Consider the following 26,420-nt stretch of genomic DNA (forward strand, 5'->3'; position numbering starts at 1 on the left):
AGATGAATATGAACGACCGAAGAATCGCGATTATGGGAATTATTGATGCCAGAAAAAAATTTACCGCCCGCGAGCTGGCTGAACGCTTTGAAGTATCCGTCCGCACCATTCAGCGCGATCTCGATTATTTGCAGGGGATCGGTGTCCCGCTCTATACGGAGGTAGGCCCGCACGGAGGCTACCGTGTGCTGCCCAACCGCATATTGCCGCCTCTACAATTGACGCGTTCGGAGGCAATCGGCCTCTTTTTAATGCTGCAGGTGCTCGAGAAGGTACAGGACTTTCCCTTTCAGTCGATTCGCGCTTATTTGGCTGAGCAATATTATGCGGAGCTGCCGCCGGATGTTCAAGAGGCGATCGACGGGATGAAGAAGCATATCCTGTTCTATCATCAGCAGCCCCAGCAGCCCTCGCCATTCACAATGAAGCTGCTGGAGGCGGCAATGGAGCAGAAGGAGATCCGGTTTCTGTATCAGTCCGCCGAAGGCGCCAAGCAATCGACAGCCTATCCGCTTGGTATTTACTACGACAACGGCTTCTGGTACATGCCTGCAAGAAGGAGCCACCGTGTGCTCCTCTACCGGGTGGATCGTATTGCACAATTGGAAGTGCTGGATAACAGCGACGGCTCCCTGCCGACTCTGACCGAATGGATGGCAGCCCCTGATGAGCGGGATAGCGTTGAGGTTGTCCTTCATTTTACAGATATGGGAGCCCGCCTTGCGGGGAATGAAAGCCTCTTTCGCTCCATGAAGGACAACCAATGGCACGGCCAGGTGCCCCCGGAAGAGCTCGCATTCCTGTCGCGAAAGCTGCTTATGTACGGACCCGAGGTCAAAGTAGCAACACCTGTGCAACTGCAAGAGGCTGTCGTAGAACTGCTGGAGCGCAGCCTGAAGCAGTACCGGCCAAAATCAGAGGTTGACGGCTCATAAAGCCGCTGCGGGTTCGGTGGGTTCTTGCTACCGCTGTTAAAGCCCGATTTCTTAATTGGCAGATGATCATAGGTTGAAATCGGGCTTTAAAGGCGAACACTATCGTTTCTCCAGAATCCCTCCGACCCTCCGCTCTGTTCGCACGTATGTCAAGATTTATTTTGTTTACATAAATATTATTATGTAACTTAAATGCGAGAAAAAAAACAACAAGGCAAATCTGGGGAATGATTCTGGAGAAGCGTCAGCGATCATATGAACATTCCCCCGGCGCAGCAGCTTGGTTGTTCATTCCAAACGCCTGTGCCAGGCAACGGCAGGTCGTGAAGCAGGATATCCATGCTGTACCCGATATTGCTGCCTCTCCGCCGTGAAATCATGCCATGCCCTGCTGCTGCCCGGGTTATTGGCATGGTGTACAAGGCAGCGGAAGGCATCCTCAAGACAAGGATCCTCCCAATATCCCGATGCTTGCTCCCATTGGTCGATGAGTCCCGCACCATCCCTGTTCTTTAATGACTCAAGCGAGCAATAGCCGAGATCAACCAGCCGCTGAGCCACTTTGGGGCCGATGGAGGGAATGGATTGGAACTGAGCCAGCCCCCGAATGGCCCCGGCCCGCTGTTCAGTTGTTTGAAGAATGAGGGCAAGCTGCGAGACCTCCATGTCGGCAATTTCGTTCAGCTTTATTTTTAATGCCCTTAAATTTGCTTTTTCCTGGGATGATAGAGGAAGTTTTGGTGCAGCAGCCATCCGGTCATCACCGCTTTCTTATCGATTATAGGATTGCTTCTGCTTCATCACTTAGAATCATATCCACGTGTGGAATGTTGTCCTCCAGGTACGATTCTGTTACCGCGCGAAAGCCGAATGAACCGTAAAACTGCTGCAGATGGCTTTGGGCTTGTATTTTTATCGCCGTTTCCTGCAGCTCATGCCGCACAAAGTCGATCCCCCTCTGCAGCAGCTCCCTGGCTATGCCTTGACCTCTGTAAGCCTGGCTCACAATAACCCGCCCAAGCGATGCCTCTTGATAGGCTATGCCCGCAGGGACGATTCGCAGGTACGCGGCAATCTGGCCGTTATCCTCCTTGTACAGATGATAACAAGCAGGATCCTTCCCATCGACCTCCAAGTAGGGGCAATTTTGCTCCACTACAAAAATCAGCGTCCTTTCCTTCAAAATCGCGTAAAGCTCTATATTGGTCAGCTCTTCAAACTTTTTTATTTGCCAGCTCATAGCGGACTCCTTCATATGGTTTGCTGTTTATAGGGACTATTCTACGCCATATCGGGGCGGGCTGCCAATTTCGGCGACTTATTGGCTGCCCCTTTTAACGGTTGTATTTCATCAGGGTTGATTGTAAAATAACGCTAAATAAATCTTATTGCCGACCGGACATGCCAGAGGCTCCCGTTGTATTCGCATTGTCATCCTTCATGCGATTGCGGGAGCCTTTTATATGCTGCGGGTCAGCGGCACTTGAATGGAGTTGAAGCCGCTTGAATCTTAACGGCCTATCTTGGGTGTTCTTCGATGTGGGGGATACGCTTGTGGATGAGTCCCCTCCTATTGGAGACAGTATTGCGCAGTTCATTCGGGAGGCGGGCTTGTTAGGCTACTCCATTCTGGAAGAGCAGATCCATCAAGCCTTGTTCGACGCACATATCAGACACAACCCCTTCCCAATGCGCATTGTGATGGAGCGCTTCATCCCATCAGAGGCAGATCGCGCTGCGATTCGATCCGCTATGCAATATCGTAAGGAGCTGGAGATTCCCTTCCCGGAGGCCAAACCGCTGCTGCAAAGTCTCTCGGCACATTGCCGGATCGGCATTATTGCGAACCAGAGCAACGGCACAAGCGAGCGGCTGGAGCGTTACGGCCTCCTGCCCTATATTGAGGCTGTCTTCTCCTCTGCGGAAGAAGGACTGTCGAAGCCCGATATTCGCTTCTTTGAGCTTGCGCTGCGCAAGACGGCCTGCTTGCCTCAGCATGCACTCATGGTCGGAGACCGCATCGATAATGATATTATCCCAGCGAAGCGTCTCGGGATGCGCACAATCTGGATCCGACAAGGGTTCGCCCGCTATCAGCGAGCTGATCAGCCTTCAGAAGCTCCCGACTTGATTGTAGACAATTTGTCCCAATTGCAGGCTGCATTTGAAGACTCCCGTACGCTGTATCGAATGCCAAAGCAAGACAGTGTGTAATGGATATTAAGAAAGCCCGCACCATTCTTAGGTACGGGCTCTCCCTCCTATAGTAGCTGTGTCATGCCCCCGCACTGTCGTATCCGCTTCTCATCTCCTGAACAAACTGGGGCCACCATTCTTCCTGCTTGGACAAGCCGGCATATTTTGCTTTTGCTTCATCCCATTTCTTCCATGCAAGCTTGGCCTCCTTCTGCATTACCTCCATGCTTCCGAACTTGGGAACAAGCCAACGTCGGCCGATCTGCGCGTGCAGCACCTCATCCGCCCAATCATAGTCCTGCACCGTTGCTGCCAAGGGCATCCCCGATTGCTTCGAAATGAGCCATTCCCAGCGCTTGCCCGTTTCCTTATTCATAAGCCCCTGCTCAATCGCCCACAACAGCACATGGCTCTCAATCGGCTCCAAATCTACATTCAGCGACATGGAGGACTTCAGATCAACAGGGTAACGATAGAAAGGCACACCGCAGGAGTACAAACCTACCTCGCCCAGCATCGCATGACGAGCCTCGTCCCATAATTGCCTGGACAGATCGCTGTAATATTCCCACGGCTGTCCCTTCGTCTTGAACAGAATCGGGGCCATCCACTCCGGAACATCCATCTCACGAAGCCGTTTATAATAGAGGGCAAAAACCCGCTCATCTGCAAGCAGCGCCTCATCCTGATAATACTCGTCGATAAGTGCCGAGTTGTTGTAGTGATCCTGGAAACGATCGTCCCGCCGGGGAGCTGCCGCCATTTCGTAAGGCTTGCCGTCATTTCGAGGCTGCGGCAGCTCCACATGATGAACAAGCTCGTTCCCGTGCATGCCTCCTGCGTGCTGCAGATAAGCGGACAAGTGCGCCGCCCAGACATCACTTTGCACTGCGTGCTCAGATGCTTGGGAGGTGAAGGCTTGCAGTGCCTGAAAGCCCCAATCCAGCATCTCTTCTTCCTCTCGCAGGATCTGTCTCAGCAGCCGCCAGGTAGGATGGTCAGCAAGCGGATTCGCCTCCTGCGCATAGAGCTTCATCGATTGGAGCAAAGCGGGACGAATGACGGCATAGATGCCGGTCAGCAGCTCGGTCGTATCGTTGGCGCGAATCGCCTCGTCCAGCCAGACCTTCAGCTGCTCATCAGGCACTCGGTCCAGGCCGAGCGGCGGTTCTCTCATCTCGGATACCCGTTTGCGCAGCGCCAGGCTGTGCTCCGCATCCAACCACATATGGTGACTGAGCGCGCATTTCACTTCCCATTCCGGCGTGGCAGGCAGATGTGCTGCAGCGATATCGACGAGATGGGCTTTGACATAGTTGTATCTTTTGAGCAGTTGTACCGTAAAATCAACTTGATAGCCCGGCTTGTCCGCGGTTTCATAAGAGCAGATTCCTGCGAGCGGCGGGATTCCCAAATTATCCATCATCGTGTTCACCATGATCGATACGCCTCCATATCTATCCATTTGTCATCATCGCTATATCATGTTCGTTGTCTTCCCGGCTGCGGCGGATACCTCTGACCATACACGCTCTGCAAGTTTCTTCATCACAATCGACTGCTCCCATCGGTCAAAATGCTCCTCCCACGAATTTCCCGGCAAGTAATTCGGGGTAACCGCATAATGATGGCCAATCTCGCACACGAAGAGCAGCACATCTCCCGGCTCTGCCTCGTGAAGCCAATACAGGGCAGCCTGCTTCCACCAGCGTAGAAAATGCCCGACCATAGGATGCGTTCCCTCCGGACCCATATTGATCTGAATCTGCTGCGCATTGGTCACTCTGCCATGAATGCTGGATGTCCTTTGCAAGAGCTGGTCAAAGTAAGGCTCGGCTTACTCAAAATTGTACATTTCGCCTGCGAGCACGTAATGCGAGAAGTCAATCGTCAGCCGCATGCAGGCCAACTCCCGTACATATTCCACGGTTCGCAGCAGATCCTGTGTAAGCTGTCCCCGATGGGTCTCCATGAAGAACGGAACCTTGTAACGATCCGCTGTCTCCATGAGCGAAGCCAGGCGGGCTACAGCTTCCTGCCCGGTCGTATAAGCATCCGGCACTTGAGCATTTACATACAGCACCGGAAAGTCCCCGGCTCGATCCAGCAGCTGCGACAGTTCCAGAGATGTTCCAGGAAACGACTCCAATCCAAAGCTGAGACCATACCGATCCAGCAGCCGCCTCCATTGCTTCTCCTCCGCCTGATCAGGCAAGGAACCGAATATGCCGGTAAAACCGGCCTCGGCAATTCGTTCAAGCTTCTCTTCCAGCGTCCATTCTCTACCCTCGCTGCCATAACATTTCAGCGCCCACATCGCTTGATGAATTTCCATCCTTGGCGCTCGGCCGCTTCCGTCATTCGCTCTCATGATCATCGCCTGGCTGCTTCACCTGCTTTGTTTATTTATAGCTTAATCATACCGGCAGATACGACGGCCGTCATTGTCAAACCCGCCTGACTTTTTGTCAAAAACAACTGCGATTAACCGCATAAATATGCTATAGTCAGCAGAGAATATAACATGGGGAAAGGAGTTTATTATACTAATGCTAACCGAATTGCTAAAGATGCGCCCGGTTGTTCCTTATGTAAGGGAGAGCGAATTTGCCCTCAGAAAACCGTGGCGATTTCCCGAGCGGCGATTGTTGGATTATTTGCTGGTGTACATTCAGGATGGAAGCTGCCTATTCTGGGTGGATCATCGGGAATACAGATTTCAAGCGGGGCAGTTCTGTCTGGTGCAGCCGGGGAGTCTGGTTGTGCTGGAAGGGCTGACGGATACGAATACACCGTTTATTCATTTTGATATTTTTTATAATACCGAGCGGGAAAGGAGCTTTCCCACCCGGGCAGGCCAGGTTGATTTGACAGCCTATCAGGAGCTGCTGCAGCCCAGGCTCGACGACGTTTACGGTATTGAAGTTCCCGTGAATATCGAACCGCTGCAGCCCACAAAATTCAGAGAAACATTCCTGCAAATTATCGAGCTGTGCCTGCAGCAGGACCCTGTTCTCCAATTGAAGAATCAGGTTCTTGTTACAGAACTCATTGTCTCACTGCTGGAAACCTACTATGCACCGATACGCGGCACCCGTCAAACCGTGCAGACCTTTGACTGGATTACCTCATACTTCTCCCTGAATCTCAGCGAGCCGTTGACATTGCAGGATATGGCAGGACGCGCCAATCTGTCGGTATCGCGCTTCAGCGCAACCTTCAAGAAGCGCTACGGCATGTCCCCACATCAGTATTTGCTTCATATGCGTGTCAACCATGCCATGGAGCTGCTGCGGAATACGGAGCTGAATCAGGAGGAAATCGCCTCCTATTGCGGTTTTGCAGACCTGCATCATTTCTCCAAAACCTTCAAGAAGAGAAGCGGATATTCTCCAGGCCAGTGGAAATCCTCCTCATCCCGGCAGCTCACATGAGCATGTTGAGCATGTTATTGCACCAGCCGAAATTTAGCCGGTAAACTCCTGAACCCATTCACCGCTGTAATAAGCGATACCTATTTTGGTGTAATTGCTGTTCAGAATATTGGCCCGGTGGCCTGGACTATTCATCCAGTCATTCATAACCTGCTGCGCGCTCTGCTGCCCTTTGGCGATATTCTCACCCGCATAACTGTAGGAAATGCCGAACTTCTTCATCATTTCGAATGGAGAGCCATAGGTCGGTGAATTATGGTCGAAATAATTGTTATTATGCATATCCTTGGCTTTCGCCATCGCGACATTGGACAAGCTTTGATCCATCGTAAGAGCATTCAGTCCAGCCGAAGAGCGGGCTTGATTGACCAGATCCAGAACCTGCTTCTCGAATTGGGAAGACGATGTTGCCGGTTGATTCGACTGATTGTTATTCCCGGCAGGGTTGTTCGTGTTCGGTGTACCGGGATTATAACGGTTTTGTGTTCCGGGATTGTTCGTGTTCGGTGTTCCCGGGTTATAACGGTTTTGCGTGCCTGGATTGTTCGTTATCGGTAGATATGGGAGAAGATCAGTCCAATTTCCCGGCAATTGCTTCGCTCTAATGGTGGATTGCTTAGGCGTTAATGTAGTCGATGACGCTTGGCCGACCGTCGGTCCAGGAGTCGCCACACGATCCGGTGTAGGCCCCCGATCCTTGTCAATGGTGTTGTAGTTAACAGCAAAAAGTGCTCCTAACAGCAACGCAGCAGCAATTGCAATTATTTTCTTCAACGTATACTCACCCTCGCCTGCTGAATTTTTAGTATCGCTGGCTCAGTATGCCCGGATTCGAAATCGATTATTTGCATGCGAGTCAAGCACCGGCTAACCTGTGCGATTCCGCTGCATAACGACCTTTTGCAGGCTGTTGAAATGGAATGGTTCCTCGCTGGGAGAAGCCAGTCCCCACAGCAACAGCAGCAGACATTACTGAACATTGCTGCGCAATAGCAGGCTTTTAACCCGTTTCGGCCTGCTGAAGGCCGAATGCCTGCCAGAGCGCAGGCATTTCGCCGTATTTTCCCGACAGCAGCCCGATCCGCCATTTATTCCTGCCTCTTCGCAGGCTTTCTGCCTTCAGTGGCACCTTTTCGCCGAAATTCCTGCCCTTTCGCAGGCTTCCCCTCTTTACCATCTGCGCTCTTTACCATCTGAACTCTTTACCATCTGAACTCTTTACCATCTGGATATGTTGAAGTCAGTCACTGGTTCACGTTTGGAGTCCAGTTGGCGGGAACCCCCCCGGACTATTCAAAAAACGTGCGAAAAGGCATGCTTTTCCTCATTTCAGCGTGCTGAAGGTCGAATGCCTGCCAGAGCGCAGGCTTTTCGCCATATTTTCCCGATAGCAGCCCGATCCGCCATTTATTCCTGCCTCTTCGCAGGCTTTCTGCCATCAGTGGCACCTTTTCGCCGAAATTCCTGCCCTTTCGCAGGCTTCCCCTCTTTACCATCTGCGCTCTTTACCATCTGCGCTCTTTAACATCTGGATATGTTGAAGTCAGTCACTGGTTCACCTTTGAAGTCCAGTTGGCGGGAAACCCCCCGGACTATTCAAAAAACGTGTGAAAAGGCATGCTTTTCCTCATTTCAGCCTGCTGAAGGCCGAATGCCTGCCAGAGCGCAGGCTTTTCGCCATATTTTCCCGATAGCAGCCCGATCCGCCATTTATTCCTGCCTCTTCGCAGGCTTTCTGCCATCAGTGGCTCCTTTTCGCCGAAATTCCTGCCCTTTCGCAGGCTTCTCTCCCTTTACCATCTGCGCTCTTTACCATCTGAGATGTTGAAGTCAGTCACACTGGCATACATTTGGAGGCTAGTTGACAGGAACCGTAGACTTTCTTCGGCATGACTTTCTTCGGCAGCTTCAGCCTGATATCGCAGGTTTTCTGCATCTGCCTCCCCTCTGCCACATAACGAAAGAAGAGACCGCCAGTTGGCAGCCTCTCCTTAATTCCCTTATAACATACCTTTTTAATCACCTTACTCCTTATAATGCTCCTTTTTCCGTCCGACCAGCAGCAATGCTCCAATTAGGAGTATCGCTCCGGCAATAAGCGGTTGGCCTGCCAGATTGTTGAGCAGCACACCGGTAGAGAATACTGCGAAGAACAGCAGGGACAATACAATCAAAATATTAATCGGGATCAGCAGCCACTTGTTGCGTCCGCCAAACCAGTAAAGCTCGAACAATCCGACGGCAGCAGCCATAATAAATCCTGGCCACATGTAGCTCCAGCTGTCGAACAGCATGGAGAACTGGCACACAATTCCGGCTGTAAAGAGAACCCCGCCAGGAACCAGCAATCCGACACCTTTGCGCCCCGTCATGTAGAAATACATCCAATGAAAAAACAGTCCGAGCGGTATTACAAACAGGCTTGGCCAGAAATAGGCGAAAATCGTTCCCGGGCCGAACGAGCCTCCGCGGTTCAAAAACAAGTACGCCCCCAAGAAAATAAGCAGTGTCCCCAAAATCGTTCTAATCCTCATGTTACATCTCCCTTATATGTAATCGGAATTCCATTTGTTGAACCCATTGTATCACAACAAGTCGGGGCCGAACCTCCTACTATAGGTGAACCGCTTCCTAGACCAAAGTCCAGTATTAACTCACACCCTCGATAGGATAGGCAAAAAAAGAAGATGCCGCCAGCGGCAGCATCTCTCCTCCTCTATTAGAACAGCGCTCATTTGATCTTTCAATCATTTCGGTCATTACGATCATTTCAATCATTTCAATCATTTCAATCATTTCAATCATTTCGGTCATTTCGGTCATTTCGAACCATTCTCGCGTTCCTTCCAATCGTTCCGATCCGTTCGGCAGCAAATGCAGCAGCTGTGGTCGACCGACCGCCGTTATGCAGCATTCGCAACGTACGCTGGGAGCTGCGCGCAGTGCGAACGCAGTCTTATACGGGAATCATTCTAGTTGCTATTGCAATGCGATTCCACGCATTGATCGTAACTGCAGCCATAATAATTTCTGAAAGTACGGTTTCATCGAAGTACTGACGCGCTTCGTTATATACTTCGTCAGAAACATGCCCTTCCGTGACGAGGGTAACAGCTTCTGCCAAAGCCAGCGCCGCTCGCTCCTCCGGAGTGAAGAACGTGGTTTCCCTCCATGCATTGAGTGCATAGATACGCTGCTCTGTCTCACCCAGCTTGCGCGCATCTAAGGCGTGCATATTGATACAGAAAGCACAGCCATTTATTTGGGAAGCCCGGATTTTTATTAATTCCTTCATTTTTTTGTCCAGGCTTGCGGAGCTCACTGCCTTTTCCAATCCTAGCATGCCTTCATAAGCTCGAGCATTTACTTGTTCCATTCTGAATCTCGTTTCCATCTTGAATTCCTCCTTGTAATGAGTGGTGCGTCGCTTCTTTCACTTAACAAGACTGCCGGCACTCATCATTTGTGACACGTTCAGCAAAAAAAGTTCAAATTGGAATTTCTCATACAGGCAAATGCCATCTTCATGCTCATTTTCTGCCCACTTGTCCAATCTGCAAACAAAGAGTTCCCTCTATTCTATAGCGGTCCTTGTGCCGAAGAATCTTCCTGCTTCAGATCATCCCTCACACTTCCTTTCCACAGAGAAACACCGGATCGATAAGCGGCTCTTCCGGTCAAATGACCAGCAACGGGAGCAGTAAGAAATACGAATACGATACCGAGCAGCAGCTTCACGCTGACGTGGTCAAGATAGAGCAGGAAATAAAGAAATGCAGCCGCCAGTATGAGCAGCACGCCAACGGTCGCACTCTTGGTAGCCGCATGTGATCTCAAGTAAATGTCGGGAAGCCGAATCAAGCCAAAGGCACTTATCGCGCCAATGCATGCTCCTAGCAGCACAACAGCTCCAATTGCCATTTCACCGATCATCTTCAGCATCTCCATCCTCAATAATGACTCCCCTTTCTATATATCGCGTGAGTGCAGTCGTTCCTATAAAGGTTAAAATACCGATGACCAGAATAATGTCCAAATAGGCGGTTGTTCGAAACAGCATGCAAAGAACGGCGATCATCGACAGCAGCAGAACACCAATCGTGTCCAGAGCGGCGATCCGGTCAGGGACAGTCGGGCCTTTCAGCAAGCGGTAAAGGCAGCCCAGTATGGCCGCAGCCAATACAGCCAGCGATAGAAGGAGCAGGTTAGACATCACGGCCGCGTCACCTCCATAATCGCTTTTTCGAATGATCCTTTAATTTGTTGGGACAAAAGCCCGGCGTCGCCTATATCCATCGCATGAATGAACAAGGTGCGGCTGTCCCGTGCTACATCCAAAGTCAGCGTGCCGGGCGTCAGACAGATGAGACAGGACAGCAGTGTGATCTCCCAATCTGATTCCAGCTCCGTCTCAAGTGCGAAAATTCCCGGTCGTACAGCCAGCCTGGGCCGGATAATATGCAGAATGACTGCATAGCTGGAAATGAACAGCTCTTTGACGAATAGCGCAAGCAGCTTCGCTGTTGCATACAGTTTCTTCATATTCACTCTACTCCTTCAAGACAGCATCGATATAAATGGCCGGATTCATAAGCGTCTCCCCTGCTTCTGCAGTGAAAGAATAGACCCACTCAGAGCCGATCCCCATGGAGATGACGATCAGCAGCAATGCTCCTGAAGCAAGGACTAGCCGCTTGCGTACTGGCGCCAGCGTTATAGCTCGCGCTGACGTAGAGGCTGAGGCTGGTGCTCGTCGCGTTGACGTAGAGACTGCAGCCGCTGCTGCTGCCGGCATTAGCGCGAAGCCGGACGATGGCGGCAAGGAAGCCGGCTGAGCCTTCGCTTCTCCCCAGAATGCTGCCATAAATAGGCGAAGCAAGGAGTAGAGCACGATCAGACTAGTAAGCAGCGACACTGCCGAGAGCCCATAGTATCCGGCACGCAGGCCGCCTTGGATCAGCAGCAGCTTGCCTGCAAATCCGCTGAGCGGCGGTATCCCTGCAATGGCCAGTGCAGTAAGGAAGAACATCCAGCCAATGGGCGGGCAGCGCTTCATTAAACCTCCCATTTCCTGCAATCGCCTCGTTCCTGACAGCCCCACTATAATGCCTCCCAGTATAAACAGCAGCGCTTTGGCCGCCATGTCATGCAGAAGATAGAATACCACGCCATTCAATGATTCCTCTGTGCTTGCTGCCAAGCCAAAAGCGATGAGGCCAACGCTGATGATAACGTTATAATTCAAGATGCGGCCAATATCTGAATAGGCAACCGCGCCAAGCGCTCCCAGAATCATCGTTGCCCCGGCCATCCAACCAATCCAGCTGTGGGCAGCAGCAGGCTCATGATAGAAAATTAGCGTAAAAGTGCGAATGAGCGCATACAGCCCTACCTTCGTCAGCAGCGCCCCGAACAGTGCGGTAACCACAGCCGGAGGCGCACTATAAGAGCCTGGCAGCCAGAAGAACAGGAACAGGCCTGCTTTGATCGCGAAGACAACCAGGAAGAGTATGGCGATAACGTTCAGCACCCCCTCCTGTCCTGCTTCCGCCACCCTAAGGGATAGATCCGCCATGTTCAGCGTGCCGACAGTTCCATACAAATAAGCGACGGCTGCAACGAACAAGGTGGAGGATACAATGTTAATGAGCATATATTTCAGTGTTTCCCTTAGCTGGAGCCGTGTCCCTCCAAGCACAAGCAGCGCGTAGGAGGAAATCAGCATGACCTCGAAGCAGACAAACAGGTTGAACAAATCTCCTGTAAGGAACGACCCGCTGACGCCTACAAGCAGGAACTGCAAGAAGGGGTAAAAATAATTGCGCTCCCTCGCCCCGCCGACTGTCCCGAATGCGCAGCACAGACAGCCTATGCTGACCACCGAGGTCATCAGCAGAAGCAGCGCTGCGAACATATCCGCAACGAATACGATGCCATAAGGCGGCAGCCATCCTCCCATGTGCAGCGTCTGTATCCCTTCCGCCTTAACCTGATAGAGAATCAGACAAGCGGATGCAAGATTCAGTACCATGCCAAGTGCGCTGATCCAGCGCTGGGCAATCATTTTATTTTTTAGAAACAATAGAATAACACCTGTACTCAAAGGAATTAGCAGAGGCAGAACAAGCAAATTATTCATCCTCCTCCCCCCTCAGCAGCTCCATATTATCGGTTCCCAGCTTCCGGTAGGCCTTGTAGGCCAATATGAGGTAAAGTGACGTTACGCCAAAGCTGATGACGATGGATGTCAGAATGAGTGCTTGCGGCAGCGGATCCCCATAAGCCTCAGCCTCCTCGCCAAGCAGCGGCGGCGCCCCCCTTTTCAAGCGGGACATCGTTAGCAGCAGCAAATGAATGCCGTGCGTCATCAGTGAGGTGCCCAGAATAATGCGCAGCAAGCTTTTCGACAGAATGAGGTACACACCGACTGTGAATAGAACGCCAATGGCCAGAGACATGTATAATTCCATCGTTATTTATCCCTCCCGATCGTCAGAATAATCGTCATGGTCATGCCTACAACCGTCATGTACACGCCAAGATCAAACAGCATGGCGGTTGCGAGCTCTGTTGTGCCAAGAAGCGGAATATCGAAATAGCCGAACGTATGCGACAGAAAGGGAGCATCAAACAGGAATGAGCCGATCCCTGTAAGGATTGCCACCGATAAGCCGAGAGCTGTTAATACACGGTAATCAATCGGTATGACTTTGCGAAGCGTCCTTCTGCCATAAGCCATAGCCAGCAGAATGAGGGCTGCTGCAGCCATTAGCGCTCCAATAAAGCCTCCTCCCGGATTGTTATGGCCGGTATTGAGCATGTACAGGGAGAACAATAGAATAATAACGATTGCAGCTTTGGCAATGGTCTTGAGAATAACATCATTGCTCCTGACAGCCAGATTGCTTGTGCGGCTGCGTTTGCCCCTGCCGTTGTCTTGTTCATTGGCAGGCAAGGCCTGTTTATCGGAAGTGCCCGGCTGCAATCTGATCAAGGCGCAGATCCCGAATGCAGCGATGCCAAGTACGAGAATTTCCAGCATGGTATCGAAGCCGCGGAAATCAACGAGAATAACGTTGACGACATTTTTGCCGCCTGCCAGCTTATAGCTCGACTCCAGGAAGAAATGCGATATCGATTCGAATGACCGTTCACTGCTGGCAATTAGCGCGAGCAGCGTCATGGCGGCGCCGACTCCGACAGCAATGAGCAGATTGGACAATTTGAAGCGCAGCGCTGCTGCCTCCCTTTTCAGCTCCGGCAAATGATTGAAGCATAATAGAAATAGCGTGACGGATACGGTTTCAACAATGATCTGTGTTAGCGCAAGATCCGGTGCCCGGAAAATAACAAAGAACAAGGTAACCATATACCCCGCCGTCCCGGTCAAAATAATCGCGATCATGCGCGAGCTTGCGAAGGGAACTGCAATAACCGACAGGATCAGCACGATCATGCTGACAGCCTCGAACAACGACATCGGCGCAAAATCCGCAAGATGAAGCGCAGCCAGATCAACAGTTCTAAAGATTGTCCAACCGATTGCCGCGATCAAAAAGACGAATATATAAATCAAATAATGCCGGATCGATCCCGTCATGTAGCGATTGGTCAGCCTGCGCGAGCCGGTATCCAGCAGCCTGAGCCCTTCGTCATAAGTGCGGTTCAATGTCAGCCTCCTGGTCCATAGCGGCTCGCGAATGGCGCTCAGACGAGCGTGCAGCTTGTAGAGGATCGTCCCCGCAAGGACAACACCGATCGTCATGAAGATCTCGGTTGTCCAGCCATGCCAGTGAGAGATCGTCACTACAAAATGCTCCCCAGGCACAAGCTGGCCCGGGTGTATAGCGGCCATTGCAGGCTCGATGATGGAATAGGACAACAGATTCGGAAACAGACCGAACAGGATTGCAAGTACAGCTAGTGCAATGGGCGGCAGCAGCATGCCAACAGGCGCTTCACGCGGCTTCCTGTCCAGCTTGTCGGGCTGCTTACGCCCCAAGAACGTCCGGAACAACAGCAGCATGCTGTAGACGAATGTGAAGATGCTGGCGATCCATGCGGCAACCGGGAATAGTATGGCGAAGGATTCCATGTTCAGCTTGTCCATCCCCGTTATATTCAGCACAGCCGTGAAGAACATTTCCTTGCTCAGAAAGCCGTTGAACGGCGGAAGACCTGCCATGGAGAACGAGCCGATCAGCGCAATCGAGAATGTTAATGGCATGAATGACATTAACCCGCCAAGTCTGCGGATATCTCTCGTTCCCGTTTCATGGTCTACTATGCCGACCACCATGAACAGCGCTCCTTTGAACACGGCATGATTAATGAGATGGAAGACCGCCGCCATCGTTGCCGCAGTATAGAGCAAGGATTGACTTCCCACGGAATAAAAGGCGCTTGCAGAGCCAAGGCCAAGCAAGCTCATCATAAGTCCAAGCTGGCTGATGGTGGAGTATGCCAGCATCGCCTTCAAATCCGTCTGCTTCATCGCCCGGTAGGAACCGTAGATCAGGGTAACCATTCCTGCTAAGGATACAGACCAGAACCAGAGAGCATCGCCCGAGAATACAGGACTGAGCCGCGCGACCAGATACAATCCGGCCTTCACCATCGTTGCCGAATGAAGATATGCGCTGACCGGAGTAGGTGCTTCCATCGCATCCGGCAGCCAGATATGGAAAGGAAATTGAGCAGACTTAGTAAACGCGCCAAGCAAAATCAGGAGCATCGCTGGTGCGAACAGCCCATCGCCCATGATGGCGCTCAGATCGCCAATAATTGCACGGATGCTGAACGTCCCCGTCATGACATAGAGCAATACGAACCCGGCAAGCATCGCCAAGCCGCCGAATACCGTAATAACCATCGATTTCAGCGCACCGTATCTCGACTTTTCCCGATTATGCCAGAAGGCAATTAGCAAGAAGGAGGAAATGCTCGTCAATTCCCAGAACGCATACAGAACGATCATATTGTCGGACAGCACCACACCAAGCATTGCGCCCATAAACAGCAGCAGATAAATGTAAAACAGCCCCACTAGCTCCTTCCGCTTGTCCAGATAATAGATGGAATACAGCACAACCAATGTGCCAATCCCGCTAATAAGCAAGGCAAACAACAGACTGAGCCCATCCAGATATACAGTAAAATCAATGCCAAGCGACGGTATCCAGGGTATTCGTCCTGAGATTGCGTGCCCCTCCTGCACCGATGGAATTCGCGTTACAAAATAAATAAACAGCAGCGCAGGCGCAGGGATAATCAGCCATCCGGCATGAACACGACTCAGCAGCTTTTGAAGGAGCCGACAGGCTGCAGCCAGCAGAAACGGAAGCAGTATTGCCATATGAAGATGAGTCACTTTCAATCCTCCCTCACTATTGTCAGAATTAGAAGCTTAGCATTTCCATAAATCGTTAAAAGTAAGTGCAGCAGACAGGAGAAACTTAAAGAGAAACTTAAAGAGAAACCAAAAAAACGCAAAAAGAGCCCGCTGTTGGCAGGCTCCTCCGGTCAAACAAATATGAGATTTACTAAACTGGTGTTAAGTATATCGTTCCGTCTTCCGGTTGTCAAAGATGAATTAATCGCTCTACAGGAACCCTTCGTGCTCAATTCCTGCAATTGTGCATCCTTTGATGTCCATATCAAGCCGGCCTGGCATCATTCCTGCTATACCGCATCTTTTTGTCAGCCTAAGCCTATAGTGAGGGAGAAATTGCTAGAATACCTGCTCTATCGCAGGCTTTTCGCTTAATTAACCTGATTCAGCAAAAATAGATGCACTTTTGCAGGTTTGCGCACCGCGCATTCTACTATAGTATTCCACCGGGCAACTCAAGCAAGGTGGTGGTGGCTACTGCATAAGCTACTCATAGATCAACTGCCAGCGTTCCAACTGATCTGGCGAAGCATAGCTGAGATGATGGAATAAGGTCGTCAAATCTTCTCTATTCATATTGTACATCATGGAGCGTATCACCTGGTCATCATCCACGGACATCAGAAAATATAAGAGATCTTGCCGCATATATCCCTCCTGCTACCTTTATTTGGACAGGGCATTCATCTTAGCGCTGCCAGCAGCTTATGCCTTTACATTTTGCAGCTTCTCGCGTGCAATTTGGGCAGCTTGAATCATGTTCTTAAGCGACGGGGCTGTCTCTGCCCAGCCTCTCGTCTTCAGGCCGCAATCGGGATTGATCCAGAACAGCTCCGGGTCCAGCACTCGAAGCGCCCGGTCGATCATCTCCGACATCTCATCGACAGACGGTACACGCGGACTATGAATATCATAGACGCCAAGCCCGATGCCATGATCATAACCCTGAAGCTCGAAGCTTGCGATCAGTTCGCCATGACTGCGTGACGTCTCGATCGAGATGACATCCGCATCCAGCGCAAGGATGGAATCGATCATATCATGGAATTCACAGTAGCACATATGGGTATGAATCTGTGTCGTGTCCTGCACGCTCGCCGCCGATAGACGGAATGCTTTCACCGCCCATTGGAGATAAGCTTCCTGATCCCGCTGCTTGAGAGGCAATCCTTCGCGCAGTGCAGGCTCATCCACCTGAATCATCTCAATGCCGGCATCCTCCAGAGCGAGCACTTCACTCTTGAGCGCTAGCGCGATCTGGTTCGCCACGGCCTCACGGCTGAGGTCATCACGCACAAACGACCAATTCAGAATGGTAATGGGACCTGTCAGCATGCCTTTCACAGGCAGGCTTGTCAACGATTGCGCATAGGCGCTCTCCTTGACCGTCATTGGAGCGGCGAAAGCCACATCTCCGTAAATGACGGGCGGCTTTACACAGCGGGAACCGTAAGACTGCACCCAACCGTTCTGGGTGAACAGGAACCCATCCAGCTTCTCTCCGAAAAATTCTACCATGTCCGTCCGTTCAAACTCGCCATGAACAAGCACATCAAGCCCGATCTCTTCCTGAATGCGAATACAGGACTCGATCTCACGGTTCACAAACGCCTCGTACTGCGCTTGATCCCACTCATTGCGGCGCCACTTCAGACGGGCTTGGCGCACCTCCGGCGTCTGCGGGAAGCTGCCGATCGTGGTCGTAGGCAGAAGCGGCAGCTTCCATTTGCCGCGCTGCAGCTTGACACGATCACTGAACGGAAGATTCCGCTTCTCCCGCACAGCATCGATTGCGGCCATAGCATCGGCAATGTCCTTCCTGTTTCGCTCCGGAAGGGAGCGGAATTGGGACAGCGCCTGACGGCTGCTGTCAAGTCCAGCAGATATGCCGGACTCATTCTGTCCGTTAAGCAATGCCCTCAGCAGCACGAGCTCATCCAGCTTCTCATTCGCGTATGCAAGCGAGCCTTTGATCGTCTCATTCAGCTTCACTTCGCGCTGCAGCGACACCGGAACATGGAGGAGACTGCAGGATGGCTGCAGAATAATGCGCTCTTGGGGCACTGTTTTCAGCAGAGCTTGAATCAGCACGAGCTTGGCGTCCAGGTCAGAGCGCCAAATATTGCGTCCATCAATAACACCAGCTCCAAGCCACTTGTCTGCAGGCCAGCCATGAGCAGCCAGCGAAGCAGCATTGCCTCCGTTATCATGCACGAAATCAAGTCCGATGCCGCTTACTGGCAGCTTTACAAGCCGCTCATAATGCTCCGCAGCTTCAAAATACGTTTGAAGCATTATATGCAGCTTAGGCACCTCTTTATTAATCTGCGCATAGATGGATTCCACGAGCGCAAACTCTTCCACTCCGGTGTCCGTAACTAGCGCCGGCTCATCGATCTGAACCCATGCGACGCCCTCCGTTTCCAGCTCCTTCAGCAACTGTACATAAAGGGGCAGGAATTGCTTTACTTTCTCGCCCAATTGTTGAGCGGGAAAGCCCTTCGACAGCTTGAGGAAGGTATAGAGGCCTACAATAACCGGTCTTCCTTCGATTCCTGCTTTGGCTTTCGCAAAGCGATAGGCGGACAACGGCTTATTCTCAATCAATCGCGGGGCTTCTTCTCCGATCTCCGGGACGATGTAATGGTAATTTGTATTGAACCATTTGGTCATCTCACAGGCCGTTGCCGATGCATTCCCGCGAGCCATAGCATAATAAATATTAAGTGACCATTCCTCGCCTGCCTGTTTGAACCGGGCTGGAATTACCCCAAGCATCACCGCCATGTCCAGCATATGATCATAATAAGTAAAGTCATTAACCGGAATGGAGTCGAGATTTTTCGCTTTTTGCACTTCAAGATGAGCCAGCTGTATACGCTCCATCTCAACTTTGAAGTCTTCTTGGCCAAGCTTCCCGGACCAGTAGGCTTCAAGCGCTTTCTTCCATTCCCGATCCTCGCCGATTCGAGGATAACCCAGGTTTGCTGTTGTAATTTGACCTTGCATACGTTTCATTCCTCCAGTGTAGTTGGTTAAATGGACACAACATAAAAAGGCGTCTCTCCCCTAAATCTGACAAGGGGAAAGACGCCTCCGCTAATAATCACTCGATGGATGCCGTCTAACACCTCCCTATCTTCCGTAGGTAAAGCAGTGCTGTTGAAACAGGCAGGTCTCCTGGCTTTAGGCGTCATCATCTGCAGCAGCCTTCCCGGTATTCTTGCAACCAGTGGCATATTGCTGCGACTCTTCCATTACAGTGGCGGGACCGCGTCGGCATTGCACCGAACTTCCCTATTAAGCTGATCCGGGTCTTACACGCCGGACAGCACCTGTTTCCGTTATTCAATTGTCGGAGCTAACAAAATAGGAATACATCGTACATCATAACCAATCGTTCGCAATTCGGCAAGTCAAATTGATAGACAAGCTATAGCTGCCATTATGATCGCAATGACCTCTCCCATAAGCAAAGGACGGCCGCCTTTTCAGGCTGCCGTCCATATTTAACCCCGTTAAATATTAATGACAATAAACTACGTTCATCATGCCTCTGGATGCTCTTTCCGCCCGATAAAACCTTCATTCCATCCGTGATAATGGGTAATGCGTTCCTCGCCTTCCTTCCAGCAGATCAATACCTCTTCACCGTCCAGAACTGCCGGAAAGTCGATTAATCCAGGGGAGATCATCTTGAGCATTACCCCTCTTCTAATAAAATTCTCGACTAGCAGATCAACCTCGATGCGCATAAATTCCAGCTGTCCTTCCGCCTCGAAGAACGGGTCTTCTACCGTGCTGACGGGAGACGGCTCGTGCTGGAGACGCTTCTGCTGCAGCTCCCGATATTGGCGCTCATAATGATCCGTCAACGCTTGCAGCTTCTGCAAATTCTCCTTCAGTTCAGGCAGCAGTTCATTCGCTTCTTCCAGCGTAAATATTTTATCGACCATGCTATTGTTCCTTCCTCTCCGGAGAGGCTGCAAGAATAGGCAAGGGCCTTCCTCTCGCTCCAATCCCCTACATCCTACAAATATAGAATAACGAAGAACAGAATGGCAAGCACGAACCGGTAATAAGCAAACCAGGACAAACGAAGCCGCTTAATAATGTTCAGGAAAGTTACAATGGCAATCATAGCGACAATGAATGCGGACGCCAGCCCAACCAGGAACAGCGGGATATCGCTTGCTGAGAGAAACTCCCGGCTCTTGTACAGATCATATGCCGATGCCCCGAACATGATCGGAACCGATATAATAAATGTAAACTCAGCCGCTGCCTTCTGGCTGGTGCCGATGAGCATGCCGCCCGAGATGGTGGAGCCGGATCTGGAGAAGCCAGGCCATACGGCCAAACATTGAAACAACCCGATGCCGAATGCTTGCTTGTATGTAATGTCATCCATCGTCTCTGCACTGACCCGTCTGCGGACCCGGTCTGCAACGATCATCAGAATACCTCCGGCGATCAGGCCGATGAGTACAGGCGTTGGCCCGAACAGATGCTTCTTCATGTAGCCGTAGATCGTAAAGCCGACGAATACGAATGGTATAAGTGCTAAGCCTACATGAATAATATTAATACCTGGACGTTTAAGAGCAGCTGGCGTAATGTTCATGAAGCCTACGAATCTTTTCCAATACAGCACCAGTACAGCCAGCACCGCGCCGAGTTGAATAACGACCTTGAAGGTTGAGGCGAGATCGCCCTCGAAATTCAGCAGATGTCCCGCTAAAATCATATGTCCGGTTGAAGAGACCGGCAAAAATTCTGTCAATCCTTCGATTATTCCCATGATGACTGCATTAATATAATCATTCAAACCAAAAACCTCCACTTTCTTATTGAATATCAAGTCTTCTAAAATAGATCACCGTTGCCAGAAATCCAGCCGCTGCTACGAGCAGGATCGCAATGTAAGAATAATAGAGCGGATATTGCGGAACGGGCTCATAATTCGCGATTACTTGTACAGCGGACCATGGATTCAGCGCCTTGTATTCCCGGTTGGCCAGTGCCACGTTGCCCATCGTGATGGCAGCAGTGAATATGATCGTGGGCACATAATTGCGGAACAGGAAAGTAATGAACATCGTTGGCGTCGACAGCAGAAATAACAGACTTCCTCCTATTATAAATTGTTTGAAGGAAGTAAGTAAAACACCCGCGCTTAATCCTTCGAACTGGCCGATAAGCCCCAGAGCAAGCGTCAGCGCCCAGGCTGCAATCGTAAGGAGCATGATCCAGAAGAACAGCAGCACCAATTTGCTTACTATCAGGCCCGTTCTGGATACCGGAATCGTCAACAGATTTTTCAGCGTGTCCTCTTCATGCTCACGATTGAAAATATAGGCCGTTATTACGCCATATAACAATGTTCCGATCAGCAACAGCACGTACAAATTGGTATTGTAGAACACTTCCTCATAATGAACGGCTGAATCCGGCTTCTTGACTTTCAAATCAAGGAACCCGATAAAGACCATAAGCGGTGCTGCGGACGCCCCAATCAAGCTTACCAGCAGCATTTTGGCCCGTTTCAGCTTTAACAACTCCGTATACAGCAGATTAACCAATCGTTCCACCACCTATCAATTGAACGAAATAGTCTTCCAATTTGTTTTCGCTCATTGCAATTCCGGAAACCTCTATACCGCTCTCCACGAACAATTTGTTGATCCCGCTCTGCTGTCCGATATGGGAATAGACACGGATAATGCCCTCTCCCTGCACCTCATAATCATACGTATGGAAGTACTGCTCCAAGAGCATGGCAGCTTTATTGTCGTTAGACACATGAAATTCCACATATTTGCGGTTCCGCTTCCCCAGGTCCTCCATCTCAAGCTCTTCCAGCAGCCTGCCCTGATGGACAATGCCAATTACATCTGCCAGCTGCTCGATCTCGGAGAGGATATGGGTGGAGATCAGAATCGTTATCTTCCTTTCTTCCGCCAGCGATCGGATCAGCTTCCGAATTTCCTTAATCCCGATCGGGTCAAGCCCATTCGTCGGCTCATCCAGAATCAACAGCTCAGGATGATGCAGAATCGCTCGGGCGATCCCGAGCCGCTGCTTCATGCCCAAGGAATATTTGCCGACCCTTTTCTTCGTCTCATGCTGCAGCCCGACAATCTCCAGCGCTTCATCGATGGCCCTCCGCTTATGAACGCCCATAAGCCTGGCATTGACAAGTAGATTCTCACTGGCTGTCAGGTTCATATAAAAACCGGAAAATTCCACAATAGAGCCTACTCTTCTCAGAATCTCCTTCTGCCTGGCAAGCAGGTTCTCTCCGAAAATCTCGATCTGCCCGTCTGTAGGCTTGATGAGCCCCAGCAGCATACGGATCGTCGTTGTTTTGCCTGCCCCGTTCTGGCCGAGAAAACCATAGATCTGTCCCTGCTTCACATGCATAGCAAGGTTGTCTACCGCCTTCTGCGTGCCATAAATCTTGGTTAAACCACTCGTTCTGATAATCGTTTCCATCTTGACCTCCTGCTCTAAACTGCTGTCTGACAGCTCATAGTTAAATAATAAGCAGACGATCTTATATGCCTCTTAATAAGTTCTTAATTAATTCTTAATCCCGATTCTTTAGGAATGGAGAAAGTAAACGTTGTTTTGACACCGGGTATGCTCTCCACCCATATTGTCCCTTCATTCTTCTCTACCAGCGCCTTCGCAATGGCAAGCCCGAGACCGCTTCCGAAATTCTGAGCGTTCCTTGAACGGTCTGCTCGATACATTCTATCGAACACATGGGCAAGATCAGCAGAAGCGATTCCTGCCCCCTTATCCCATACGCTGAGATGATAGGCATTCGCGCGCTCGATCAGCTCTACGCCCAATACTTGTCCGGCACTCCCATACTGGACAGCATTCTTGATCATATTGTTCATAATGCGCAGCAAGCTGAGATGATCCGCCATAATCATACATTTCTCTTCCGGGATATTGGCTTGCAGCCTAATGCCCGCCTGCTTCAATTCCGGAAGAAAAGCGATCACAGATTCTCTCGCAATCTCGGCCAGATCAAGCGGCTCCGGCTGCATCGGAATATCGTCCCCGTCCAGCTTGGCAAGCTGGAACAGCTCTTCGATCAGCGCCTTCAGTGCGCTTGCCTTGCTTGAGATGATCGCCATATATTCCTGCTTCTCTTCATGGGAACCGGCAATATCATCCTTCAACGCATCCACATATCCAATAATGGAGGTGAGCGGTGTTCGGATATCATGCGATATATTGGACAACAGACTTTTCCTTGCTGCCTCGGAGCGGATCGACTGGATCTGCATCCTGGATAGCTGCTCAATAAGGGCATTAATGGAAAAAATAACCTCATCAAACATAGAACCGTCATTGGCCAGCAGCCGGGTGTTCATATTGCCCATGCGAACGCGCTCCAGATCCGCTACCACTCTCTTGAGCTTGGCATTAAACCGATAACGTTGCATGAACAAGGACGCTGCAATCACTACTAACGCACCATAAAGCATGCCCTGCAACATGACATGCGATCCACCGCCTGCCAGATAGGAAATGAGCGGGAGCGCTAGCAGGATCAGAAATTGGAGCAACAGAAGCAGCATGCTCTTATCTGGCTTCATTCGGAGTCACCTGCAAACTTATATCCGATCCCCCACACCGTCTGGATAAACTTCGGCTGTGAAGGATCATCTTCGATTTTTAATCTGAGCTTGCGGATATAGACCATCACCGTATTGTCATCTTCGATATACTGACTGTCCCACACTTGCCGAAATAGCTGCGTCTTGGTAAACACTTGCCCGGGATGGGAAACAAAAAACTTCAGCAGCTCAAATTCCTTGGCCGTCAGCACGATTTCTTCCTCCCCCTTCTTAACGAGGTGCTTCTTCACATCGACCATTAACCGGTTGAATCGGATCGGCGTTTCTTCTGATGCTGAACGCCCCTCACTGCCGAGCACAAGGAATCGCCTCAGCTGTGCCTTAATTCTGGCCACCAGCTCATGGACACTGAACGGCTTCGTCATATAGTCATCGGCCCCCATACTAAGGCCCAGAATCTTCTCCAGCTCCTGATCCTTGGCAGTCAACATAACGATGGGGATATTAGATACTTCCCGCATTCTTCTGCAGACCTCCAGCCCATCCATTACAGGCATCATTAGATCAAGAATCGCCAGGTTATAATTATTGTCATGAAAAAGCCGGAGAGCTTCCTCCCCATTCAGCGCTGTATCTACCTTATAGCATTCTCTCTCCAAATATTTTTTCAATAAATCTCTTATTTCTTTCTCGTCATCAGCTATCAGGATATGTATATCTCCCATATGTTCTCACCTGTTTCGTTGAAAATCTCCGGCGTACACGATCCGCCAATACTCGGAAGCACGCCGCCGTTCTGAATCCATCATATTGTATCTCCTATCGATGAGTATAGAAGTACTGGAACCTTTTTTCAATTATCGACGTCTTTGAACTATAGAATTGAACAACGGATCCGCTGCACTGAGGAATGTTCTTACGATCGCTGTTGTTCCCGGAATTCTTGAATGCAGATTATTTATGGTGGAATTCCGGGAACAAAGGCGAACGCTAACGCTTCTTCAGAATCATTCCCCCTGCTCCGCTCTGTTGTTCTTTCTCTTAAAAGGATGAGGTGAATCTAGAATGAAAAAGCATCTGACAAGCCTGGCTTTGATCGCCAGCATAACTGCCGCCTTGACTCTCCCCGCTTCCGCAGAGGAGCGGAGTTCCAACATTTCTTCCTTTCAGTATGCCTCCCTAATTAAAACCGACGGCACATACTGGCAGTGGGGCGGGAATCAATCGGTTCCGACACAGGTGCATGGTCTTGCTGACGTGAAACAATCATTCACCGGTCAACTCATTATGAAGCAGGATCATACCGTATGGTATTGGGAGAGAAGCTCACTCGCCGCAGCTGCGCAGCTCCATCCCATTGCGGAATTGCGCGACCTTGCCGATGTGTATCTGGACGGAAGCCATTTGTGGGCACTGAATGCCCAGGGACAAGTCTTTACCGCTCCCACGCCGGAGAGCCAATCTGACGCTCCCGAATTTACACTGCTCGCCGGCATAGACAATGTGGCCAGTATGGACTTTTATTATGAATCCTACCCACGGGAAGGATTTCAACGACAATTGTTTCTGAAGAAGGACGGCACGGTCTGGAAGGATAACCGTTCAACACAATCCTATGAACCAGTCGCATCTCTCAATGATATCGTTGCCATCGACTATAATCTCGCACTGAGCAAGGACGGAACCGTATGGTCGTGGCCTGTTGAATTTACTGCCAGCGGTTCTGCTGACCAATTAGCTGCCGCTAAGGTGAAGGGATTAACTGGCATACAATCCATAAAAAGCAGCAGGCGCGCCAATCTTGCTATTGACCAGCAAGCCCGCCTTTGGTTCTGGGGAGATACAATTACAGGATCATCTGACGGCACAGTTTTTCATAACCAGGCCGACCCTCTGCGTATTGCCAGCATTAGTAATGTAACAGATGCGCTTGTCGTAGAGCGCTCCATTCTAGTGCTTACACGCGAAGGAAAGGTATTCGAAACCTCGATCGATCTTGAGCGAATGTCCCCGCTTGCCGAATTTACGCTCATAGCAGCCGATGTAAGTGAAATAAAATCAGGCGGCCGTCACCTTATCATGCGCAAGAATGACGGGACATTGTGGGGCTGGGGTGTTAACAAGAATGGGGAATTAGGTTATGGCGACTATGAGTTTATGCATAACACGCAAGTGCCCATGCAGCGGCCCCTTTCTATTCAATTAAACGACGAAGCCGTTGTGCTGACCAACGGAGTAATAACACGCTCCGCTCAGACCTTCATACCGCTTCGTTCTGTCTTCGAGAAGCTGGGCGCCAGCATTGCTTGGGACGAGAAGAATAAGGTTGCAACGATCAGCCGATCTATGCCCGGTACTCCTCTGGCAATCACAATCAACTTCAAGTCGGCAGGTGTTAGCATGAACAACAAACCCGTTCAGCTGCAGAACGAGCCTTTTACAGTCAATGGAACAGCGTACCTGCCGCTAAGGTTCATTAGTGAAGCGCTGGGCGCTTCCGTCGATTGGGTGCCTGAGGAGGATCTAATTCGGATTGCGATGCAATAAGCGGCAGAATCTGTACGATGTGGAATACCTGCGATCATGGGACTGCCCACGTCCTCCTCTCCAGAGGACGATCCGCCATTCAAACGCCGAGACATGCGGGATGCGAAATACGAGCTGCGAGCAAGGCGAAACATGCGAAACGGCATCCTAACAAAGTCCCCATATAAAATGAAAAAGATGCTTCCACCCCCACTTTTTAGTTTTTAGTGGTTTTGGAGGCATCTTTTCATATCATTGGGGACTGGCTCATTGGATATAGGACTTTCGGTTAGCCCCGTTTTGCTGACTGGCCGCTGCAGCTCAAAGAGCAGCTATAGAA

General features: G+C 50.6%; 26 protein-coding genes, 1 pseudogene and 1 riboswitch. Of the genes and pseudogenes, 4 read left to right on the forward strand and 23 right to left on the reverse strand.

The window, feature by feature from the left end; all coding sequences use genetic code 11:
• Window positions 1–8 precede the first annotated feature (8 nt).
• On the forward strand, window positions 9–935 hold the full coding sequence (locus tag K0T92_RS11555; RefSeq protein WP_219872619.1) for a helix-turn-helix transcriptional regulator: 927 nt from the start codon (window positions 9–11) through the stop codon (window positions 933–935).
• Window positions 936–1,223: 288 nt separating this feature from the next.
• Here the strand turns inward: K0T92_RS11555 and K0T92_RS11560 are convergent, their stop codons facing one another.
• Window positions 1,224–1,688, reverse strand: coding sequence for a helix-hairpin-helix domain-containing protein (locus K0T92_RS11560; protein WP_219872620.1), 465 nt, complete (start codon window positions 1,686–1,688; stop codon window positions 1,224–1,226).
• A gap of 25 nt (window positions 1,689–1,713) precedes the next feature.
• Entirely contained in the window at window positions 1,714–2,175 is a 462-nt protein-coding gene (locus K0T92_RS11565) for a GNAT family N-acetyltransferase (protein WP_219872621.1), read from the reverse strand.
• A gap of 263 nt (window positions 2,176–2,438) precedes the next feature.
• Here K0T92_RS11565 and K0T92_RS11570 point away from each other — a divergent pair, with 263 nt between their 5' ends.
• A complete protein-coding gene (locus K0T92_RS11570; protein ID WP_219872622.1) occupies window positions 2,439–3,149 on the forward strand; it encodes an HAD family hydrolase in 711 nt (236 codons plus the stop codon).
• Window positions 3,150–3,210: 61 nt separating this feature from the next.
• On the opposite strand, the gene K0T92_RS11575 is transcribed toward K0T92_RS11570, so the two are convergent.
• From K0T92_RS11575 to K0T92_RS25010, 3 genes are all read right to left on the reverse strand, one after another.
• Window positions 3,211–4,569 (reverse strand): hypothetical protein, encoded by a 1,359-nt coding sequence (locus K0T92_RS11575; RefSeq protein ID WP_219872623.1) that lies wholly within the window; start codon window positions 4,567–4,569, stop codon window positions 3,211–3,213.
• 39 nt (window positions 4,570–4,608) lie between these two features.
• A complete protein-coding gene (locus tag K0T92_RS25005) occupies window positions 4,609–4,884 on the reverse strand; it encodes a hypothetical protein (RefSeq protein WP_246628084.1) in 276 nt (91 codons plus the stop codon).
• 84 nt (window positions 4,885–4,968) lie between these two features.
• Complete coding sequence (locus K0T92_RS25010; RefSeq protein WP_246628085.1) at window positions 4,969–5,508, reverse strand: sugar phosphate isomerase/epimerase family protein; 540 nt, start codon at window positions 5,506–5,508, stop codon at window positions 4,969–4,971.
• A 172-nt stretch (window positions 5,509–5,680) separates the two neighbouring features.
• On the opposite strand from K0T92_RS25010, the gene K0T92_RS11585 reads away from it, so the two are divergent.
• Window positions 5,681–6,565 (forward strand): AraC family transcriptional regulator, encoded by an 885-nt coding sequence (locus tag K0T92_RS11585; protein WP_246628086.1) that lies wholly within the window; start codon window positions 5,681–5,683, stop codon window positions 6,563–6,565.
• A gap of 33 nt (window positions 6,566–6,598) precedes the next feature.
• On the opposite strand, the gene K0T92_RS11590 is transcribed toward K0T92_RS11585, so the two are convergent.
• The 18 genes and pseudogenes from K0T92_RS11590 to K0T92_RS11675 all read right to left on the reverse strand — a co-directional run bounded on the left by K0T92_RS11590 (window position 6,599) and on the right by K0T92_RS11675 (window position 24,279).
• Window positions 6,599–7,339: a CAP domain-containing protein gene (locus K0T92_RS11590; RefSeq protein ID WP_246628087.1), complete on the reverse strand. Its 741-nt coding sequence runs from the start codon at window positions 7,337–7,339 to the stop codon at window positions 6,599–6,601.
• 1,250 nt (window positions 7,340–8,589) lie between these two features.
• On the reverse strand, window positions 8,590–9,099 hold the full coding sequence (locus tag K0T92_RS11595) for a hypothetical protein (RefSeq protein ID WP_219872624.1): 510 nt from the start codon (window positions 9,097–9,099) through the stop codon (window positions 8,590–8,592).
• Between the two features lie 115 nt (window positions 9,100–9,214).
• Window positions 9,215–9,388, reverse strand: coding sequence for a hypothetical protein (locus K0T92_RS11600; RefSeq protein WP_219872625.1), 174 nt, complete (start codon window positions 9,386–9,388; stop codon window positions 9,215–9,217).
• A gap of 133 nt (window positions 9,389–9,521) precedes the next feature.
• Entirely contained in the window at window positions 9,522–9,959 is a 438-nt protein-coding gene (locus tag K0T92_RS11605; RefSeq protein ID WP_219872626.1) for a carboxymuconolactone decarboxylase family protein, read from the reverse strand.
• Window positions 9,960–10,144: 185 nt separating this feature from the next.
• Window positions 10,145–10,513, reverse strand: coding sequence for a monovalent cation/H(+) antiporter subunit G (gene mnhG / locus K0T92_RS11610; protein WP_246628088.1), 369 nt, complete (start codon window positions 10,511–10,513; stop codon window positions 10,145–10,147).
• Window positions 10,488–10,781: a Na(+)/H(+) antiporter subunit F1 gene (locus K0T92_RS11615; protein ID WP_219872627.1), complete on the reverse strand. Its 294-nt coding sequence runs from the start codon at window positions 10,779–10,781 to the stop codon at window positions 10,488–10,490. The genes mnhG and K0T92_RS11615 overlap by 26 nt, the downstream gene beginning before the upstream one ends.
• A pseudogene (locus K0T92_RS11620) lies at window positions 10,778–11,104 on the reverse strand (Na+/H+ antiporter subunit E); the annotation flags it as partial. The pseudogene K0T92_RS11620 and the gene K0T92_RS11615, both read right to left, overlap by 4 nt.
• 10 nt (window positions 11,105–11,114) lie before the next feature.
• Window positions 11,115–12,704 carry a Na+/H+ antiporter subunit D gene (locus tag K0T92_RS11625; protein ID WP_219872629.1) on the reverse strand — a complete coding sequence of 530 codons (1,590 nt, stop codon included), beginning with the start codon at window positions 12,702–12,704 and terminating at the stop codon, window positions 11,115–11,117.
• Entirely contained in the window at window positions 12,697–13,035 is a 339-nt protein-coding gene (locus K0T92_RS11630; RefSeq protein WP_219872630.1) for a Na(+)/H(+) antiporter subunit C, read from the reverse strand. Before K0T92_RS11630 ends, K0T92_RS11625 begins: the two co-directional genes overlap by 8 nt.
• 2 nt (window positions 13,036–13,037) lie before the next feature.
• Window positions 13,038–15,935: a Na+/H+ antiporter subunit A gene (locus K0T92_RS11635; protein WP_219872631.1), complete on the reverse strand. Its 2,898-nt coding sequence runs from the start codon at window positions 15,933–15,935 to the stop codon at window positions 13,038–13,040.
• A gap of 507 nt (window positions 15,936–16,442) precedes the next feature.
• Entirely contained in the window at window positions 16,443–16,604 is a 162-nt protein-coding gene (locus K0T92_RS11640) for a hypothetical protein (RefSeq protein WP_219872632.1), read from the reverse strand.
• 57 nt (window positions 16,605–16,661) lie between these two features.
• The gene (metE, locus tag K0T92_RS11645; protein ID WP_219872633.1) at window positions 16,662–18,965 is read right to left on the reverse strand and encodes a 5-methyltetrahydropteroyltriglutamate--homocysteine S-methyltransferase; all 2,304 of its coding nucleotides are present in this window, start codon (window positions 18,963–18,965) and stop codon (window positions 16,662–16,664) included.
• Window positions 18,966–19,109: 144 nt separating this feature from the next.
• Window positions 19,110–19,310, reverse strand: a riboswitch (cobalamin riboswitch).
• 194 nt (window positions 19,311–19,504) lie between these two features.
• Window positions 19,505–19,912, reverse strand: coding sequence for a DUF2203 domain-containing protein (locus K0T92_RS11650; RefSeq protein ID WP_219872634.1), 408 nt, complete (start codon window positions 19,910–19,912; stop codon window positions 19,505–19,507).
• Between the two features lie 74 nt (window positions 19,913–19,986).
• Entirely contained in the window at window positions 19,987–20,784 is a 798-nt protein-coding gene (locus K0T92_RS11655; protein ID WP_219872635.1) for an undecaprenyl-diphosphate phosphatase, read from the reverse strand.
• A 19-nt stretch (window positions 20,785–20,803) separates the two neighbouring features.
• Window positions 20,804–21,538 (reverse strand): ABC transporter permease, encoded by a 735-nt coding sequence (locus K0T92_RS11660; RefSeq protein WP_219872636.1) that lies wholly within the window; start codon window positions 21,536–21,538, stop codon window positions 20,804–20,806.
• Window positions 21,531–22,451, reverse strand: a complete 921-nt coding sequence (locus tag K0T92_RS11665; protein WP_219872637.1) for an ABC transporter ATP-binding protein — start codon at window positions 22,449–22,451, stop codon at window positions 21,531–21,533. Before K0T92_RS11665 ends, K0T92_RS11660 begins: the two co-directional genes overlap by 8 nt.
• An 83-nt stretch (window positions 22,452–22,534) precedes the next feature.
• Window positions 22,535–23,572: a sensor histidine kinase gene (locus K0T92_RS11670; protein WP_219872638.1), complete on the reverse strand. Its 1,038-nt coding sequence runs from the start codon at window positions 23,570–23,572 to the stop codon at window positions 22,535–22,537.
• The gene (locus K0T92_RS11675) at window positions 23,569–24,279 is read right to left on the reverse strand and encodes a response regulator transcription factor (RefSeq protein WP_219872639.1); all 711 of its coding nucleotides are present in this window, start codon (window positions 24,277–24,279) and stop codon (window positions 23,569–23,571) included. The genes K0T92_RS11670 and K0T92_RS11675 overlap by 4 nt, the downstream gene beginning before the upstream one ends.
• Window positions 24,280–24,619: 340 nt before the next feature.
• On the opposite strand from K0T92_RS11675, the gene K0T92_RS11680 reads away from it, so the two are divergent.
• Window positions 24,620–26,101 (forward strand): stalk domain-containing protein, encoded by a 1,482-nt coding sequence (locus tag K0T92_RS11680; RefSeq protein ID WP_246628090.1) that lies wholly within the window; start codon window positions 24,620–24,622, stop codon window positions 26,099–26,101.
• Window positions 26,102–26,420 lie beyond the last annotated feature (319 nt).

It is taken from the genome of Paenibacillus oenotherae (assembly GCF_019443105.1).
Taxonomy (GTDB): Bacteria; Bacillota; Bacilli; order Paenibacillales; family Paenibacillaceae; genus Paenibacillus_Z; species Paenibacillus_Z oenotherae.